At 37.8% G+C, this 18,466-nt stretch carries 11 protein-coding genes; 1 reads left to right on the forward strand and 10 read right to left on the reverse strand.

Annotated elements, in window-relative coordinates; genetic code table 11:
• Nucleotides 1-257, reverse strand: a 257-nt coding sequence (locus BM141_RS17910) for a helix-turn-helix domain-containing protein (RefSeq protein WP_143090922.1), incomplete at its 3' end; no start/stop codon positions are given.
• A gap of 157 nt (nt 258-414) precedes the next feature.
• Nucleotides 415-5,148, reverse strand: coding sequence for a PKD domain-containing protein (locus tag BM141_RS17915; RefSeq protein ID WP_091548846.1), 4,734 nt, complete (start codon nt 5,146-5,148; stop codon nt 415-417).
• Nucleotides 5,149-5,584: 436 nt separating this feature from the next.
• Between BM141_RS17915 and thrS the strand changes: the two genes are divergently transcribed.
• On the forward strand, nt 5,585-7,540 hold the full coding sequence (gene thrS / locus BM141_RS17920; protein WP_091548847.1) for a threonine--tRNA ligase: 1,956 nt from the start codon (nt 5,585-5,587) through the stop codon (nt 7,538-7,540).
• A 90-nt stretch (nt 7,541-7,630) separates the two neighbouring features.
• Here thrS and BM141_RS17925 read toward each other — a convergent pair whose 3' ends face one another.
• The 8 genes from BM141_RS17925 to BM141_RS17960 all read right to left on the reverse strand — a co-directional run bounded on the left by BM141_RS17925 (nt 7,631) and on the right by BM141_RS17960 (nt 18,457).
• The gene (locus BM141_RS17925) at nt 7,631-7,819 is read right to left on the reverse strand and encodes a restriction endonuclease subunit S domain-containing protein (protein ID WP_221407704.1); all 189 of its coding nucleotides are present in this window, start codon (nt 7,817-7,819) and stop codon (nt 7,631-7,633) included.
• Nucleotides 7,820-7,993: 174 nt separating this feature from the next.
• A complete protein-coding gene (locus tag BM141_RS17930) occupies nt 7,994-9,574 on the reverse strand; it encodes a UvrD-helicase domain-containing protein (protein ID WP_091548849.1) in 1,581 nt (526 codons plus the stop codon).
• The gene (locus BM141_RS17935) at nt 9,571-11,481 is read right to left on the reverse strand and encodes an ATP-dependent nuclease (RefSeq protein ID WP_317039487.1); all 1,911 of its coding nucleotides are present in this window, start codon (nt 11,479-11,481) and stop codon (nt 9,571-9,573) included. Before BM141_RS17935 ends, BM141_RS17930 begins: the two co-directional genes overlap by 4 nt.
• Nucleotides 11,482-11,568: 87 nt before the next feature.
• Nucleotides 11,569-11,877 (reverse strand): hypothetical protein, encoded by a 309-nt coding sequence (locus BM141_RS17940; protein WP_091548850.1) that lies wholly within the window; start codon nt 11,875-11,877, stop codon nt 11,569-11,571.
• A gap of 124 nt (nt 11,878-12,001) precedes the next feature.
• Entirely contained in the window at nt 12,002-12,856 is an 855-nt protein-coding gene (locus BM141_RS17945; RefSeq protein WP_091548851.1) for a fumarylacetoacetate hydrolase family protein, read from the reverse strand.
• A 126-nt stretch (nt 12,857-12,982) separates the two neighbouring features.
• Complete coding sequence (locus tag BM141_RS17950; protein ID WP_091548852.1) at nt 12,983-16,108, reverse strand: efflux RND transporter permease subunit; 3,126 nt, start codon at nt 16,106-16,108, stop codon at nt 12,983-12,985.
• Nucleotides 16,109-16,196: 88 nt separating this feature from the next.
• Nucleotides 16,197-17,150 (reverse strand): efflux RND transporter periplasmic adaptor subunit, encoded by a 954-nt coding sequence (locus tag BM141_RS17955; RefSeq protein ID WP_177217440.1) that lies wholly within the window; start codon nt 17,148-17,150, stop codon nt 16,197-16,199.
• A 47-nt stretch (nt 17,151-17,197) separates the two neighbouring features.
• Nucleotides 17,198-18,457, reverse strand: a complete 1,260-nt coding sequence (locus BM141_RS17960) for a TolC family protein (protein ID WP_091548854.1) — start codon at nt 18,455-18,457, stop codon at nt 17,198-17,200.
• Between the last annotated feature and the right edge of the window lie 9 nt (nt 18,458-18,466).

Consider the following 18,466-nt stretch of genomic DNA (forward strand, 5'->3'; position numbering starts at 1 on the left):
TCGGCTTGCTGTGCCACACTCAACTTGCCTGTATAACCTTGATAATTATCTTGTAAATAGGCTTCCAAACCTACTTGCTCATATCGCTGCCGATAGTTCCTCACTGTTCCTTCACTGATGCCTAAACTGGCACTAATCACCTCCATACTTTGACCCAAATGAAGCATTAAAAGCACAGTTATCTTCTTGTACGCTCTGGCATAGCGTTCATTGTGTTGTAACTCCCTTAGTAAATCATAGTCTGCTTGTGATAACATTTTTACTAATTTGATTACCAAATATTGTACTTTTTTCGTAATTTTCCTAATCCAAATTTCAAAACCTTTTACTTTTTAGTATAAAAACAAATATAATAAAAAAGCAGGTAATATTTATTACCTGCTAAGAAAATTCCTTTTAAATTGTTAAAAATTGCTATTGGTAAATAATTTTTTTAATAAACTGCTCTCCGCCTGCCATTATCTTAAATAAGTAAACTCCTTTATCCCTGTTTTTAAGACTTAGGTTATATACTTCATCTTTGACCATATTGGTTTCTATACTTTCCAGTTTCTGTCCCAGCATATTGTAAATTTCTACATGTACTAAGGTAAGTGTTGGCATGTTTACTTCTAACTTCACATCACCTTCGCTTGGATTGGGGTATAGATATACTTTGACATCGGGCGGAATCATAGATTTTGGCTTAATAACGACTGCCTGTCTGCCCTCTGCTGCGCAACCTATTTCATTCCTGACAGATAAAAATACAGAGTAGGTGCCTGCGTTTTTGTAAATATATTTGAGGGTTTGCTGGTTACTGGAATAGCCGTCGCCTAAGTACCATTGATAGTACAATCCGTCTTTGGTTTCGGGCGTAAAAACAAGCGTGTCGCCTACATAAAGCACATTTTTGTCATTCAGAGAGTTTACTTCAAAGCGAGAAGTTACATTATCTACCTTGACCTCTACTTTGGTGGCTTCGCTTTCGTGCAAAGAGTCTATACAAGTAACAAAATAACTTTTTGTTGCACTTGGTTTGCCTAAGTCCCAGTCTGCTCCCTCATGAGCAAAAATAGAGGAAGGATAGATTTCATAAAACCTAAACTTTGTTCCTCCTGTGGGAGTTAGCTTTACCTGTGTGCCACTACATACTCTTATGTTGGCAATGAGGGGTGGTTTGGCTCTGTTGATGACTTTAATTTTCTTACTTGCAGAAGCCTTACAGCCATATCTGTCTATGATGGTAAGCGTGATGGTATATTCTCCTTGCTTCTTGTACAAATAAGTAGGGTTCTGCGATGTAAGCGGAGCAGAACCGTCCCCCATATTCCATGACCAGCTTATAGCCTCAGTGCTTCTATCTTGCAAAGCCACTATATTGTTGGCTCTGTAAAGCAGGATTTCCTCTGGAGCATAAAAGTCTGCTTTAGGTTTATTAACCGTAATTTGCACTACTTTGTAATCACTTTCTACAATGGAGTCTGTATTAGTAATATACAATGTTTTATTTTCCAATACATTACTTAAACTTAGGCTATTCCCTTGATGAATAGGAGTAGTAAGAGGCAAAGAAGCATAGAAGTTAAATTTTGTGCCATTGCTTGGGGCTATAACGATAGAACCTCCTTCACAAATTACCTGATTATCAACCGTAGGTATTTGCCCTTTTCTGCCTACGCGGAATATTTTAGCAATCGAGTCTGTACAGCCAGAAAAGTCTGTAACTTTTAACATTACTTTGTATATACCCTGTGCTTTGTAGCGATGTACCGGGTTGTTTTCTTTACTTTTAGAGCCATCACCAAAATCCCATTCCCAGTTGGTCAAACCTAAAGAGCCTTTGGATAGATTGGTAAAGGAAATTCGCTCATTGGTAATAGTATCTGCTTTGGGAGAGTAATCAAAATCTGCCGTCAAATCTCCTCTCTTAATACTAACTTCTATGGGAAAACTCTCAAATGCAGAGTCTATATTGCTAATATACAACTTTTTGATATTCAAATCTTTGATAGTAATATCTCGCCCTATATGAATTGCTTGAGCAAGTGGAAGGGAAAGATAAAACTTGAAATTTTGTCCGTTATTAGGTCTAATCTTTACTTGGTCTGTACGACAAGCATAGATTTCTGAAACAGGTAGCGTAGGCATAGGGCTACGTACCAGGCGAACTACTTTGATAATTTTGGAATAGGAAGCCTGACAACCAAGGCTGTCTGTTATAGTCAAAGTAACTTTATATTTGCCTGCTTTTGTAAATCGATGAATAGGATTAGGCAAGGTATCCACAGTAGTATCATCGCCAAAGTCCCATTGCCATTGAACTGCACTGGTGCTTTTATCTTTGAAATAAATGATTGTAGAGTCTGCAATATTGAGAGAATCAATAGCATAAAAATTGGCTTTTGCCTTATGTACTTTAAACTGATAGGCGAGTACTTCGCTTTCTATCAAAGAGTCTGCATTAGTGATATAAAATACCTTTGCCGTATCTGCCAAGCTGACTTTTAATTCCTTAGTAGTTAGATAAGGTTTTTTAAAATTATCTTTGTCATAGAAGTTTAGCTTTTCTGCATTGAGGGCTTTGATATATAAAGAATCTGCCCAGCAAAGTGTCGTAGGGATAACTGGCTTTTTACCTACGCTACTTTGAGGATTCAGTATCATTTCTGCCTTTCTCAGAGCCTGCCTCATTTCCTCTATACTACTGCCTGATAAGAATACAAAAGTAACTTTTTGAGCTTCTCCTTTTTTAAGATTCTTAAGTTTCAATCCGACTACGTGAGCGACATCTGCCCCTGTGATGTTATACCCTGCTTGCAATCTTTTTAAACCATTGCTGAGTGTAATGAATTTCTCGGCTTCGGAAAATCCATCAAATAAGTTTACTTGCCCATCGCTGTATCTTTTTTCTAAGGGATAGTACTGAGGCTCTCCACCTATAGCTTTTATACCCGCATAGGTTCTGCTATTGTCTTGGAATACGTAGCCAAATTCGTCTTGTCTATCCCAGTCTGCTAAGTTGTAGAAACCTCCACCCATGTCCCAGTCAGCGTACAATCCTACATACAAACTATCAATATCCTGATTACTTTGGTTGGTAAGAAGATAATCTACTAAAATATATTTATCGTGTGGACTGTTTGCTTTTCCTTTGATTGTTTGTTCTATTAGTAATCCTATTTTGTTTTTGTCAGAGAAAATAGCAGAAGTCTGCACATTATGAAAGTCTTTTTTTGTAAATCTAATATGTTGAATTGGCTCAAAGTCATTAGCTTTTGTGTTTTCATTGATTCTAATACTGTTGGCGACTTTACTTTCACTGATGCCAACGAGCAGTCCCGCTTCTTTCAAAATCTGCCTTTGCTGAAATTCAATACCTATGCCTTCTGTATTTGTCTGATTGACCATTCCTATCCGACCGTTCGCTGCGGAGGTAAGGCTAAAGTCATTGACGTATATATTCAGATAATAGTCAGAAACTTCTACAAAAAAGTATTGGTAGTCATTGTAATTGACATCCTCAAAACCTACCCTAAACTTGATTTTTTCTCCTCTTGGGATATCAGGGTGCAGGTAAACCAAGAAAGGAGCAGAGGCATTAGTAACAGAGTCTAAGGTATTTAACGCTCCGATGCGACAAGTATTTTTGACGATAGTTACGTAAGGCGAAGAGGTACTGAGTGTAGCCTTCAGCGCAGATGTACTTGGTTTGAGATAATTCACAAAGTTTGCAACCAAACTTACTGTATCGTTTTGGAAAGCATATTCTCCAAACTTATTCACCAATTTGGGATTAAGCAATCTTACCGACTGAGCAATATTGGCTTGTAATGCCTTCCATGCGTTTACTCTACCCTTGCCTAACTTTTCTGCTAAGGCAGGATTTCCCTGCAAGTGGTAAACATCATCAGCCGTAACTCTTATCTGCTCTGCGACTTGCTGGGCTGTCATCTGCGGAAATCTTGCCATAACCAAACCCGCCAGACCTGATACAAAAGGAGCCGCAAAAGACGAGCCTTCGTGCATATTGTATAACTCTGTCATGGTAATCATGGTAGTCCAAATATTTTTACCCGGTGCCATGACATCTACAAAATGATTATAAGAACCGTAAATCCTATCGTTCTCATCAGAGGCGGCTACAGAAAGTACATTTTCATAGGAAGCAGGGAACAGTTCTATTTCTTGTTGTCTATTGCCCGCAGCCGCAACTACAAGGGCATTTTTAACCAAAGTAGCATAGTTAATGGTTTCTTGGAGCAGTTGTGATTTCCAGTCCGTACTCCCCAGAGAAATATTGATAATGCGACAACCGTTATCTACGGCATATTTAATTGCTTTGGCAATGTCTGCACTTGTAGGGTCGGGCAGTTTGGGGAGCATATTTTGTGGCACAACTTTGATAGGCATAATGCGTGTGTTAAAACCGACCCCTGCTAAACCTATTCCATTATTGACCTTGGCAGCAGCCACGCCAGCTACTGCCGAGCCGTGCCAGCCCGCCAAGGCAAAGTTGTTTTGAGCAAAATCATAGCCTAAGGAATCATCTATAAAACCATTACCATCATCATCAACGCCTCTAAGTCCATACCTTTCCTTATGGTTGTACTTCAACTGTCCTTGAAACTCAGGGTGACCAGCCCAAATATAGTCATCTATCACAGCAATCACAATATTAGAATCTCCTTTGCTAATTTCCCATGCTTCAGGGACTTGGGCTTTTTCTAATCCCCATAAGCGACCTTCCACAAAGAATCTATCATTAGGACGAAACGGAGGTGAGAGTGTTTCAAAGTAGGTCAATGGCTCTACATGCTCTACCCAGCTTTGAGCTTTTAAGCGTGCTATAGCTTGAGCAAGGGATTCCTCTTGGCTTACCTCTACCTCATAGTAATTTTTTAATAAGTTGTTCTCAAAGGTATGGCTTTGAAATGGTGAACTTGACTCTTGAAATACACATTTGACTTGCTTCAGATTCATTTGGCTTCTTAGGGTACTTTCTGCGGCTTCTATTCTGCCATTAGTAGTAGCAGACTGCTTTATTTTTACAATGAGCTTATTAGGCACATACCTTTGCGGAAGCAGAGGTGATTGTGCTAAAACGAAGGAAGGGAAAAGGAAGCATAGAATTAGAAAAAATCTATCAAAATAAAATTTTAACTGCATGTCAAGATTTGGTTGTCCTATATAGCTCTGATTAAGTCAAGCAAAGCTAACAAAATTTTTCTAATCAACGCAAAGTTCACTTAGATTAACGTATAAAAACTAAAAAATGTTATTCTAATGTTTAATTAAGTTTCAATAAGTATTCGTTCCCTCGTAGTTCTGACTGACTTTCTAAGCAGCAGTAGAACTGTCAGATGCTATCCGAAAATTCCATTGTGGTTTTGAAAATTGCCCCCACAGTCAAAGAACATTTTTTCTTGAATGTCAATTAGGGAAAGATAAAGATGTAAATAAAAGCAAAAAGAATATTTTAACTTGTTATCCAAAAAACGGAAGTATGATAAATATCAAAATCCAAAAAAATTAACTACCTTCGCACCCACATTTTAGCCTTGCAGTTGTAGGCAAGGCGTTCACTTAAATTTTTTATAAGCCAATGATTAACATTACTTTACCTGACGGCTCTGTCAGGCAGTATGAGCAAGGCGTAACAGGTATGCAAATCGCCTTGAGCATCAGCGAAGGTTTAGCGCGCAATGTCCTTGCCGCTAAGGTCAATGGAGAAGTTTGGGACGCTTCTCGCCCTATCCAACAAGACGCTACCGTTCAGCTACTCACTTGGAACGACACCGATGGTAAAAAAACATTTTGGCACTCCTCCGCTCACCTCATGGCTGAGGCTTTGGAGGCACTTTATCCTAACACCAAATTTGGGATAGGACCTGCCATAGACAATGGTTTTTACTACGATGTGGACTTCAACGGGCAGGCTTTTTCTTCTGATGACTTGCCAAAAGTAGAGGAGAAAATGCAAGAACTTGCTAAGCAAAAAAGTGAGTATATCCGAAAAGAAGTTTCTAAAAAAGAAGCAATTAGCTACTTTACCGAAAAAGGCGACCCCTATAAGTTGGAACTTTTAGAGGGTTTGGAAGATGGCAACATTACTTTTTACACACAAGGCAACTTTGTTGACTTGTGTAGGGGACCCCATATCCCTAATACGGGCTTCATCAAGGCAATCAAACTCCTGAATGTAGCGGGAGCGTATTGGCGAGGTGATGAGAAAAACAAGCAACTTACGCGTATTTATGGGATTACTTTCCCCAAAGCAAAGGAGTTAGAAGAATACTTACATTTCTTAGAGGAAGCCAAAAAGAGAGACCACCGCAAGTTGGGTAAGGAATTAGAACTGTTTACGTTCTCTGAAAAAGTGGGCATGGGTTTGCCTCTTTGGTTGCCCAAAGGGGCAGTATTGAGAGAACGCTTGGAAAATTTCCTAAAAAAGGCGCAAGTAAAAGCAGGCTATCAGCAAGTGGTAACTCCTCATATCGGAGGAAAACAACTTTATATAACTTCAGGACACTATGAAAAGTACGGCAAGGATTCTTTCCAGCCCATCAAAACTCCTGATGTGGACGAGGAGTTTTTACTAAAGCCGATGAACTGTCCCCATCACTGCGAGATTTATAAGTCTAAACCTCGCTCTTACAGAGATTTGCCTATTCGCTATGCAGAATTTGGAACGGTGTATCGCTATGAGCAAAGTGGAGAATTACACGGCTTGACGAGGGTAAGAGGTTTTACACAAGATGATGCACATATTTTCTGCCGCCCTGACCAAGTAAAAGAGGAGTTTAAAAAAGTAATAGATTTGGTCTTGTATGTATTCAATGCACTTAGTTTTGAGGACTATGTAGCCCAGATTTCCCTTCGTCATCAGACAGATAGAAGCAAGTACATAGGAGATGAAGCACTTTGGGAACTTGCTGAGCGGCAAATTACCGAAGCGGCAACAGAGAAAAATTTGAAAACAGTGGTAGAATATGGGGAAGCGGCATTTTATGGTCCCAAGTTGGACTTCATGGTGAAAGATGCTTTGGGTAGAAGATGGCAATTAGGGACTATCCAAGTCGATTATCAGTTACCTAATCGTTTTGAGCTGGAATATACAGGAGCGGACAATCAGAAACATAGACCTGTGATGATTCACCGCGCTCCTTTTGGCTCTATGGAACGCTTTACCGCAGTGCTTTTAGAACACTGTGCTGGGAATTTCCCACTTTGGCTCGCTCCTGAGCAGATAGCTGTATTGCCTATCTCTGAAAAATACCATGACTATGCCCAAGAGGTGTTTTTAACCCTCCAGCAAAAAGATATTCGAGGCTTTTTGGACGAGAGAGATGAAAAAATAGGTAGAAAAATTCGCGATGCAGAAGTGAAAAAAGTACCTTATATGCTCATCGTTGGTGAAAAAGAACAAGCAGAAGAAGCAGTTTCTGTGCGTAAAAAAGGAGAAGGGGACTTGGGTATGATGAAAATTGCTGACTTCTCTGCTCACTTCGAGAGTGAGGTAGAGAAAATGCTTAGTGGAGTAAAGGTAGGAGAGAATTAATTGTATTATACTTTACAAGGTTTTACAAACCTTGTAAAGTATAATTTTTTTGAACGGAAAAGCATTTGTGCGTGGTTTGTTCTTTTTTCGCTAAAACGCTACCAATATTTTTTCAACTTCTTCCTTTGCTTGTTTACGAAGTTCAAAAGAGTAACGGACTTTTTCGCTGATTTCTTGCAAAACTTTTTCTTCGGGCAAATACACCAAAATTCTGCCTAAATCGTAGTCGGAAATGTTCGGAATGGCTGCCCCTGTACGATACATAAAAACCTGTTTCAAAAACATTTCTGTTCGCAAATAATAAAGCAAATAGTACAATAAACAATACTTTTAGCATTTCGTCTAATGCTTGCCGTGCCGAAAGTCCGTCATTAGCATAAATGCTATTGTGGATTTCAGAAAACTTTTTGAGCAAGGAAGTTTCTTTTTGAAGGTCAAGTAAATTTTCCATAACTACACAAATTGAACATTTAAACTTTCTAATTTTTTCTTATTTGCTTCGTTGATTTGTTGTAAGCAAGCAATATACAAAGCCATTTTTGCTCTGCTAAATGCCACAAAACCTAATCTATAATGGTCTTCAAAAGCCTTTTTTTTATTTTTTTGATTATATTGAACAGCCACTCTATTAGTATGATTATTTTCTAACCATTTTTCAAGTTCGTTATTGTCTCTTGCAACTACTAAAACACACGTAGCTTCTAAACCTTTGGACTTGTGTATGGTAGTTGTGTAATCTGTGTGCTGTTGATTTTTTGGAATTATTTTTAAATTCTGTAGTTCGCTAAAAAACTTTTCGGCATCAAAATGCTTTTCTGTGGATATTTGAAAGGCTAAATCTCGTTCAAAATAGGTCTTAAACTCATCAAAGTTTGCAAATTCTTTTTTCCACAATTTTATGGCAAGTGTTCTGAGTTGAATTATATTGATATTGTATTTTTCGCAAATTTGTTTTGAATTAAATCCTACTATTTTGGTTATGATAAGTATTACCTCCGAAAGTAAATGATATGATTTTTTACTTTCATTTGAGATTTTAATTAAACCTGAAACGCTATCAAAAGCCTTGTTTTCAAATGCCAAATAAAACCTTTTGAAATCAGGTTCATCTCTCCAAATTTCTGTTTTATCTTTAAATGTATTTGAGATTTGCAGTAAATCTGTTTGAGAAATAAAAAATACACCATTTTTTTCAACTGTTGAAAAACGGGCTTCTTGTTGTAATTGCGTATTGAAATTATTGATAAAAGTCGTAATTTGAGAACTACAACGGTTATTATCTCTTTTTTCTTCTACTTCATATTTTTGCTTATGCTGCAATATTGGAATTTTAGAGAAATCCTTGAAACCTGCTGAATAGTTAGATATGAACTGTTCTGCATCACCCACTTTATAGATTTTAGTCTTTTTTGATTTTCTGATTTCATCAAAAACTTTAAATTGTTGGTTATCAGTATCTTGAAACTCATCAACAAATAAAAACTGCAATCTACTACCTACTTTCTCTCTAACAATTTGATAATCGCATATCAAGTAAGACGCAATACTTGCTATTTTATCAAATGGTATTTTCCCCTGCCTAACTAATTGGTTAGTAAAGGCATACTCTAAGACTTGTTTCTGTTGAGCATTTTTCCTATTCCAATCTGGATGTCTGCCTGTGAGTATTTCTAATACTTTTTTATCATCTAACTCAAAAAATATTTTATCTGTCGCTATAAAATATTCTTTGATTGTGTTTTCCTTTTTATCTTTTTTATCTTCAGTTACTTTTGGTAATAAACTTCCATAAGGCAAAACCAAAAATTTATTAAAAAAGGCATAAGTTGTACCCACAAAAACATTTGCAGGGATTTTGGTGTATTGGCTTAATCTTTCTCTGATAGAATTGGTAGCCGCATTGGTATAGGTAATTGCCGCTAAAAACCTATGTGGCTCTAATTCGGGCAAGTATTTTAGTATTTCCTTTACCATATTGGTAGTTTTGCCACTACCCGCCCCCGCAATTACTAAGGTTGGTTTTTCTGTTTTCATTTGATAAGGAAGTCTAGACCGTCTTTGATGTAAGTAGGAACATTGATACTATTCAAATCTTCGTTCATCTTATCTAAAAGATTAGAGGCAAATTCAGATTTGTAGTTTTCAATTTCGTTAAAAAATGTATTTACATCTATATCATTTGCCCCTAATGAAGCCCTAAAAGTTGCAACCTTTTTACGACTACTTAATTTTTTCTTTGTCTTTTCAAGCACGTCGAGTAAGGCACTTTTCCCTATGCCTGATTTATTACTTTCTATCAAGTCCTTTTCAAAAGTTTCTTTTGTAGTAATTTGAATATCAATTAAATTACTCATAGTTGCATAAGCACGTTTAAGAGCAACTGCACGATTTTTAGTTTGCTTATCAGTATCACTATCTGTAAATACCACACATTTTACAAAAAAGCCATTTTTAATTACTTTTAAAAAATGCTCAAAAGCAACACCATTAACATTTACCACAATACAATTTTCTTTTTCAAGCGTTTTGCCTGTAACCTTCTCAAAAAATTTGGGCATTAGTAGTTGCTCTGCAATGCCTTCTACTAAGATGATTTTTCTTGAAAAAAACATTGTGGATTTGGTAGCATCTAAATACTTTACCAAGTAGTTAATGCTTTCTTTATCTTTTTCAGTATCCAAACCATTAAGAATGTAATGCGATTTTATATTGTTTTCTTCTTTGAACAAAACCAACGTATTGGTTAAACTTAACTTTGAGGTGATGTGCGATGAGTGAGACGTAAGAATGAGTTGAAGATGTTTTTTATCTTTTCCAATACTTTCAATATTTTCAGCCAAATGGTTTTGCAAATTTGGGTGCAAATGGGCTTCGGGTTCTTCTATGGCAATAAAACGAAATGCCGTAAAATCTCTAATTTTTTGCTCTGCCTTTATTTTCTCATCCTCAATGATTTGTGAAAGCAATAATGAAATATAGAGCAAATTATTCCTGCCCAATCCATTTCTTTCTACACTAATCGGATTTGAGCCGTAGGTAAGGCTTAACTTTTTAAGAATTTCAGAAGTTTCAGGTGAGGTAAAATCAAAATCTATTTTATTTATCGTATTAGCATCTGCCAATGAAACTTTATCAAGTAATGTATTAACATCTTCTCTTATATCTTTCAGATTTTGGTTATCTTCTTTCAGTTCCTTTGTTAAACTACCCAAAATTTCTTTGATTTTATCGTAGTTTGAAAGTTCTTTTCTGTTCAAAATTTTGTAAAGCAACCGACTATCGCTATTAGCAACCAATTCCTTTTTGGCATCACGTAAAGCATCTAAAAATTCCATTTTGAGCATACGCAAAAAGTACATATCACAGCGGTTTGACGTATCATCACCACCGTAAATAGTATATTCGTAAGCATCTATTGGAAAATCAATTGTTTGCCAATCTAATTTCGTTTTCTCTCTTTGCTTTTTTATCCATTCATCTTTCTTGAAACTCACTTGTGGTGAAAATTCATAAACAACTTTTGCCTCTGTTAATTCACGATTTATACACCAATCTGCTACTATTGCGGCTTGTTCATCTGTGAAATCCTTTAAAAATGCCTCAATCTTGACAATAGGTAGTTCTATTTCATTTAAGTTAGAAATAGATGTATTAGCAACTTTCTCTTTTAATGATTTCACAACATCATAGTTGAAATCATCAATTTCCAAGAGACGCTTCTTGAAAATGGTTATTTCTTGGCTAAAAATCAACCCAATCGCATTTAGCAAATTAGTTTTTCCTACATTATTTTCGCCAATGATAAGCGTAAAAGGTTGTAAATCAAGTTCTAAACTTGAAAAATTGCGGTAATTTTGGATTTTGAGTTTGCTGATATACATACTTTTTTGCTCTAAACTTATATGTAAATATACTACACATTTGTGTAAAGTAAAAATCATTCTTATATTTCGTCAAAATCTTCCCTTGTGTCTAATTGGCTTTCGTCAATTTCTCGTGGTGTGGGGTTTGTGTCTCGTATCAGTTTTTCAAGGTCGTTGTACTAAAGTGGTGTAAAAATCGGGGTTCTGTTTTTCGTCTTTTACCAAAACATCAATCGTATAATTTTGGTACAGATGTTCAGGTGAAGTAGGCAAATGGCTAATTTTTTCGCCTTTTTTGCGAATGTAAAAGTCGCCTCTTGCCTCACTGTTTTTGGCGTTGTTGACTCCTGCGGGTTTTTCTTTGATACGCAAGACTTCGTAACCCAAGCTTTCCAAATACTGTTTCAAAAGCAGTTCGCTAACTGCTCCCATAATGTAGCCGTTGGCACTTGGGCTACTTCGTAAGGTTTGCAAAAATACGTTTGTGGTTACGCCAATCTTTTTTTATAAATTCTTGAATTTCGTCTTGCATTCTGATTGTTAAAGTTTTGGCAAATTTAGCGGTTTTCTTTCAAATCACGCACAACGGAACAGTAGGTTACTTGTAGTTTTTGGCTACTTGCCTTGATGTTCCCAAACCTTCTATGCCTAACTCAACTATATCGCCTGCTTTGAGGTAAGTAGGGGGATTCATTCCCAAACCTACCCCCTCGGGGGTGCCTGTAGAAATAATGTCGCCCGGTAACAAGGTCATGAATTGGCTTATATAGCTGACTAAGAAAGGTACATAGAAAATCATATCCGAAGTATTACTATTTTGTACCATTTTACCATTTACTTTGAGCCAAAGAGGCAAGTTGTTGGGATTAGGAATCTCATCTTTGGTAGCAATGAAAGGTCCCAAAGGAGCAAAAGTATCACAGCTTTTTCCTTTTACCCACTGCCCGCCACGCTCTATTTGGAAGGCTCTCTCGCTGTAATCGTTGTGCAGAGCATAACCAAGCACATAATCCATTGCTTCACTTTCGCTTACATAGGAGGCTTTTTTCCCGATGACTACCGCCAACTCAACCTCCCAGTCTGTTTTTTCACTATTCTTAGGAATAATCAAATCATCATTAGCTCCACAAAGAGCCGTAGTAGATTTGAAAAAAATAATCGGCTCAGTAGGAATCTTTGCATTAGTTTCTAAGGCGTGTTTGCGATAGTTTAGCCCGATACAAATGATTTTACTTGGCTTGTACAAGGGTACGCCAAAGCGAGCCTCAACTGGTACAATAGGACATTTTGCAAAGTTAGCTTGTAGCCAATCTTTGAGGCGATTGATGCCATGATTTGTAAAAAACTCTTCGGAGTAATCCTCTCCAAACCCGCTTACATCTATTTTTAATCCGTCGGGCATGAGTACACCCGGTTTTTCCTTACCTACTTCTCCAAAACGAAATAATTTCATAGTCAATGAGTTAGTTTTAATGATAGATTTCTCTTGAAAGCAAAAATAAGTTATTTTTATTCTATAAATAGATAAATATTGACAAATTAAAAATCTTTCAGAGAGTCATACTTTGCCATCTATCATTTACTTCCTTTTTCTACTTTTCCAATCCAAGAAATAATACAAAGTAGGAATAATAAAAGGAACGAAAATAAGCGTAGTAGTTAGCCCACCAATAATAACCGTCGCCAGAGGTCTTTGCACGTCTGAGCCTATACCTGTGGAACGTGCTGCGGGAATTAAACCTATGATAGCTACGAAAAGCATCATTAGAATAGGACGAAGCTCGTGGACAGAGGCTTGCAAGACCAATTTTTTAAAGTCGTAAAAACCAGCCTTTTTCTTGCGTTCATACGCCGAAACGAGTAGTACACCTGCCATAACTGATACTCCAAAAAGAGAAACAAAACCTACCCCTGCCGAAACATTGAAGTTGTAGCCTCGCATCAATAAAGCTATGACACCTCCCAAAGCAGCTAAAGGCACGCAAAGAATAGTGATTAAAGTATCTTGCAAGTTGCGGTAGAGGGTAAAAAGTAAAACCCCCACTAAGACAAAAGTCAAAGGAATCACTAACATCAATCTCTTTCCTGCGCGTTCTAAGTTTTCAAACTGACCTCCATACTCGATGCTGTATCCTTTGGGCAGGTGAATTTGTGCGTCTATTTTTTTCTGACATTCTGCCACAAAGCCGCCCTGGTCGCGCCCTCTGACATTAGTGCGAACAGCTATCAATCTTTTTCCATTTAAGCGAGTGATATTAGTTTGCCCATCTATGAGTTTGATTTCTGCCAGTTGGTAAAGCGGAATCCTTGCCCCAGAGGGAGAGTTGATAAGTAAATTTTTAATGACATCTATGTTATCTCTGTACTCGGGTAAAAAACGAATTTTGATGTCAAAACGCCTTGCCCCTTCATAAACAGTTCCGATGATTTTCCCTCCAATAGCTGCCTCTATCATCAACTGTATATCACTGACATTGATGCCATAGCGAGCTGCACTTTCTCTGTCTATTTCTATACTCAACTGCGTTTGTATGCCTTCTTGCTCTATGCCTGTTTCACTTGCTCCTTGTATTTCTCTAACAATACTTACAATGCTATCTGCGGTTTTTCGCATCAAAGTCAGGTCATCACCTATAATAGAAATTGCTAAATCTGCGGCACTGCCCGTTACTACTTCCGAAACTTGGTCTATGATAGGTTGCCCGAAGGAAAAATAAGCACCGGGGAGAGCAGTTTGTAACTCATAGCGAATTTGGCTAATGAGTTCCTGCTTGGTGGTGTCCGCAGCCCAAAGCGAATAATCTTTGAGGCTTATCATAATTTCAGTACGGTTTGGAGCGAAGGGGTCAGTGCCATCGTCATTGCGTCCTGTTTGGGTAAATACATTTTTGACTTGGGTGTGTTTAGAAATCACCTTGCGAATAATTGGGGCAATTTTGGCATTTTCTTGGATAGAAACCCCCGATGGCAAGAAGCAGCGAGCAAAAATAGAGCCTTCATCTAACTCAGGTAAAAACTCCGTTCCCACTTGTGGCAAAACGGTCAAGTAAATAAAAATTACTCCTCCAAAAGTAGCTATTAGAAATGGCTTACAGTAAGTTAGCAAAAGAGGCAGTAATTTTTCATATCCTTTTTCTAACCAAACAAGCAGGTAGTTTTTAATATTGAGCCTACGTTTTTTCTTCAGATAATTTTTATATGCCAAAGAAATCAGCACAGGAATAATGGTCAAAGCACAAATCAGCCCTCCGATGACACCAAAAGAAAGCGTGTAAGCCATAGGCGAAAATAGCTTACCCTCTACCCTTTGCAAGGTAAAAAGAGGAAGATAAGCCAAGATAATAATGAGTACAGTAAAGAAAATTTCCTGCCCAATTTCTTTAGCAGAAATCTCGCATAAGTCCCTGACTACCAAGTCTTGTGCATCTCTTTTTTCCTCAGCTTCCTTTACTTTTCTTACCAAAGCTGCCGCCATGACACAAGCCCCATCTACGATTATCCCAAAGTCAATCGCCCCCAAAGAAAGCAAGTTGGCAGGAATCCCTACCAACTGCATCATGAGAAAGGCAAAAAGCAAGGAAATGGGAATAGTAATCGCCACAATCAAAGCACTGCGAAGGCTACTGAGAAAAAATATCAGCACCACTACTACAATGATAAGCCCTTCTATCAAGGTATGTGAAACGGTTTTGAGTGTATAACCCACCAATTCTGCACGACTGTAAATAATCCGAAGGCGAATCCCATTAGGCAGTTCATTGGTTTGGAGTTCTTGAATCTTAGCTTGCAATTTCTTGAGCAGTTCCGAAGGATTTTCTCCCCTGATAGCCAATACGATACCTTCTGTTCCTGTATTGGAGTCAATATCTTCCTCTGTTACAGTATATCCAAAAATTCCTGAAGGATTAGGTGGAGCGATTTCTATTTTGGCAACATCTCTCATAAAAATAGGCACGCCGTCCACCGCTTTGACTACAATATTCTCAATGTCTTTTTCATTCCGCAATGTGCCAATGCCTCTAACTGCAAAGCCCTGTCCACCCCTTTGGATAACATTTCCACCTGTATTTTTGTTATTTTTTTCTACGGCATCTATCAAGTCATTTAAGTTCAAATCGTAGTGTTTCAACTGCTCAGGGCTGGTCAGGATATGAAACTCTTTGATAGGTCCGCCAAAAGTAGTAACGTCTGCCACACCTTGCACTTGCAAAAGAGCGGGTTTAATCACCCAATCTTGTAAAGTACGAATCTCCATTGGTGTAAAATCCCCCTTGTTTTCCACAATATAGCGGAAAATTTCTCCCACAGGGGTAGTCAAAGGCGCAAGTTCTGGCTGTACCTCATCGGGAATCTCTGCTGCTTGTAGTTTTTCCAAGACTACCTGCCGAGCATAAAAATCGTCAGTGCCGTCGGTAAAAGTAAGCTGTACTACCGACAAGCCAAAAATAGTCCGAGAACGGCGAGAAAGCACTCGTGGCACACTGTTCAACGCTCTTTCTATGGGAATAGTAACCTGCTGTTCTACCTCCTCGGCGGCTCGCCCCTCATAGGTCGTAATGATAGTTACGTTGGTATCGGAAATATCGGGGTATGCCTCAATTTTTAGCTCTGTGAAAGCATAATAGCCAACCAGCATCAATGCCAAAGCCCCAATAATCACTGTGGCGGGGTTGCGAAAAGAAAATATTAGTATCTTGTTTATCACTTTTTTTAATGACTAATTGCAAAATTTTAATTACTAATTAAGAATGACTAATTTATATTTTAATCATTCCAGATTCCTCATTTCTAAATCAATACCCAAAACTGAACCCTTTGAGCAGTATTACGTTGGAAATAACCACACTATCTCCTTCGCTTACCCCACTTTTTAAAATTGTATATTCACCGATTTGCTTTTCTGTTAGTACCTCGCTACGCTGGAAAACATTGCCTTTTCTTTTAAAAATATAGGTTTTGCCCTCTACAGTAACTAAGGAAGTATTAGGCACGGCTATTTTATCGCTTTCCATGATGCCAAAGCGAGCTTCTGCAAACATTCCGGGTTTGAACTTCTCATCTCTATTTGGGAGCGCAATTCTTACGTTTACCGTTCGAGTATTGGGGTTCAGCACTTCGCCAATAGCTACAATTCTACCTTCAAAAAATTCATTGCTATAAGATTTGAACTCTATTTGGCTGGTATTTCCTACTCTGATGTAGCGCAGGTCTGGCTCTGCGACACTTGCTACTATCCAAGCTGTATTAGGCGGGGCAGATTTGAGTTCGGAGGGTTTGTAGCCAAAAACTCGCAAGCGAGTTTCCCCTTCGAGCATCTCATTTTGTGCTTCAATCATACCTGTTTTCGCTTCTAAGAGTTCCCTACCCGTTGCTGCACCATTTTTATACATATCTTGTACCCTTGTATAAAACTCAGTATCTCTATTAAAGTGTGCAACGCTCTGCAAATAAGCACTATACAGTTGGGTAATTTCAGGATTCTCGAAAAGAATAATTTTGTTCTCCTCGCCTCCTGCCCCTGCATAAATGGTAGCGGCAACTTTGGCGGGTGCTTCTACCTTGCCTTCTAAAGAACGTTTGGAAGCATACCAAGTATCGAAATAAGGAGGTAAAGACGCAAAAATGATTTGCGTGCCATTCTCTTTGATTTGTGGTTTTTCTGCTTTTTGCACTTGGAAAGCTGGTTTGTCCTTACTTTCACAAGCAAAAAGTAAAAAACTCAAAATGAATATTTTATACGATTTCATTGCCATTCTATTATTCTTAATTTAAAATAATTTTCAAACCATTCCATTTATTCCACTAACTGTTGAATCCAGCCACTTACATAAAGCAGATGAATGTATTTTTTCTGCAAATCTTGTAAGGCTTCGTTGTAAAATTGCTGAGTATCAAAGAAGGTGCGTTGGGCTTCTAAGTAGTCAATGATGGTGGTATTTCCTTTCAGGTAAGCATAACGAACAGTATTGACTACCAGCCTTGACTTATCGACAATGTTACTAAATCTGGTTAGATTTTGCTTAGCTGTTTGATATAAATTATAGGCATTGAGGATTTCTATTTGGGCTTGTTGTTGGCTTGTGCTAAGTTGGAGTTCGGCTTGTTGTTTGATTACTTTTGATTTTTGGATTTCACCTTGGTTGCGGTCAAAAAGTGGGATAGGTAAGGTGGCAAAAATGCCTGCATACATAATGCTGTTTTGCGGATTGATGATGATGCCCAGTTCAGGTTGGGGATATTTGAGTGCCTCTTGCAGTTTGATATTACTTTCTGCGGTGATAATAGCTTGCTGATTTACTTGAATATCTGTACGTTGTCTAAAACCTAAGGCTAAGAGGCTATCTAAGGTCTGTGGCAAATTTTGGAAATCGAGGTCGACCTCTGTAACATTTACGCTGTCATTTCTGCCAAGCAAAAAAGCCAAAGACTTGCTTTGGGTGGAAAACAAACGTTCTGTACTAAGAATCTCGAGTTGGTACTGCTCTGAAAGAATCTGAGTACGAGTGAGTTCCGAAGGTAAAATGACTTCGTTCTTCAAGCGATTTTCATTGATTCGCACCAACGTATCCACATTATTTTTTGTTTCTGTTAGTAAGATAAGTTTTTGTTGTAAAATCCATGTATCTAACCACAAATTAGCTACTTCATACACCAAGTTTCTTTTTAAATCTTCATTGCTTTTCGTTATCAAATTTACATTTTCCTTTGCAAAATCTATTTTTCGTTGTCTTTGTTGTTTTACATAAAAAGTTTGCGTGAATTGCCACCAGTCTTGTCTATTCCTCCCACTAATCAAAAAGGAGGAGTTATCAGCAAATTGCCCTTTATCAAAAAGCAATAAAGTCTGATTATTAAGCTGAGGATTATATTTTAGCCCTGCGGTAATTATATCACTTTGGGAAATGGGTATATTATATTGAGCAATTTTCAAATAGGGGTGATTCAGTGCGGCTTGTTTAATCGCTTGGCGAAGGGAAAAAGAGGACTGCGCATAAGATGCTATACTGAATAGTATATACACACCTATAAATTTAATCATGAAAATATATTTCATTGGTTAAGC

It is taken from the genome of Thermoflexibacter ruber, assembly GCF_900113045.1.
In the GTDB taxonomy this organism is placed as follows: Bacteria; Bacteroidota; Bacteroidia; order Cytophagales; family Thermoflexibacteraceae; genus Thermoflexibacter; species Thermoflexibacter ruber.

Excerpts from the sequence above, each read along its gene's own strand:
- BM141_RS17955 (WP_177217440.1), bottom strand. The coding sequence starts at position 17,150 with ATGAAATCGTATAAAATATTCATTTTGAGTTTTTTACTTTTTGCTTGT.
- thrS (WP_091548847.1), top strand. The coding sequence starts at position 5,585 with ATGATTAACATTACTTTACCTGACGGCTCTGTCAGGCAGTATGAGCAA.
- BM141_RS17945 (WP_091548851.1), bottom strand. The coding sequence starts at position 12,856 with ATGAAATTATTTCGTTTTGGAGAAGTAGGTAAGGAAAAACCGGGTGTA.
- BM141_RS17960 (WP_091548854.1), bottom strand. The coding sequence starts at position 18,457 with ATGAAATATATTTTCATGATTAAATTTATAGGTGTGTATATACTATTC.
- BM141_RS17930 (WP_091548849.1), bottom strand. The coding sequence starts at position 9,574 with ATGAAAACAGAAAAACCAACCTTAGTAATTGCGGGGGCGGGTAGTGGC.
- BM141_RS17935 (WP_317039487.1), bottom strand. The coding sequence starts at position 11,481 with ATGATTTTTACTTTACACAAATGTGTAGTATATTTACATATAAGTTTA.
- BM141_RS17915 (WP_091548846.1), bottom strand. The coding sequence starts at position 5,148 with ATGCAGTTAAAATTTTATTTTGATAGATTTTTTCTAATTCTATGCTTC.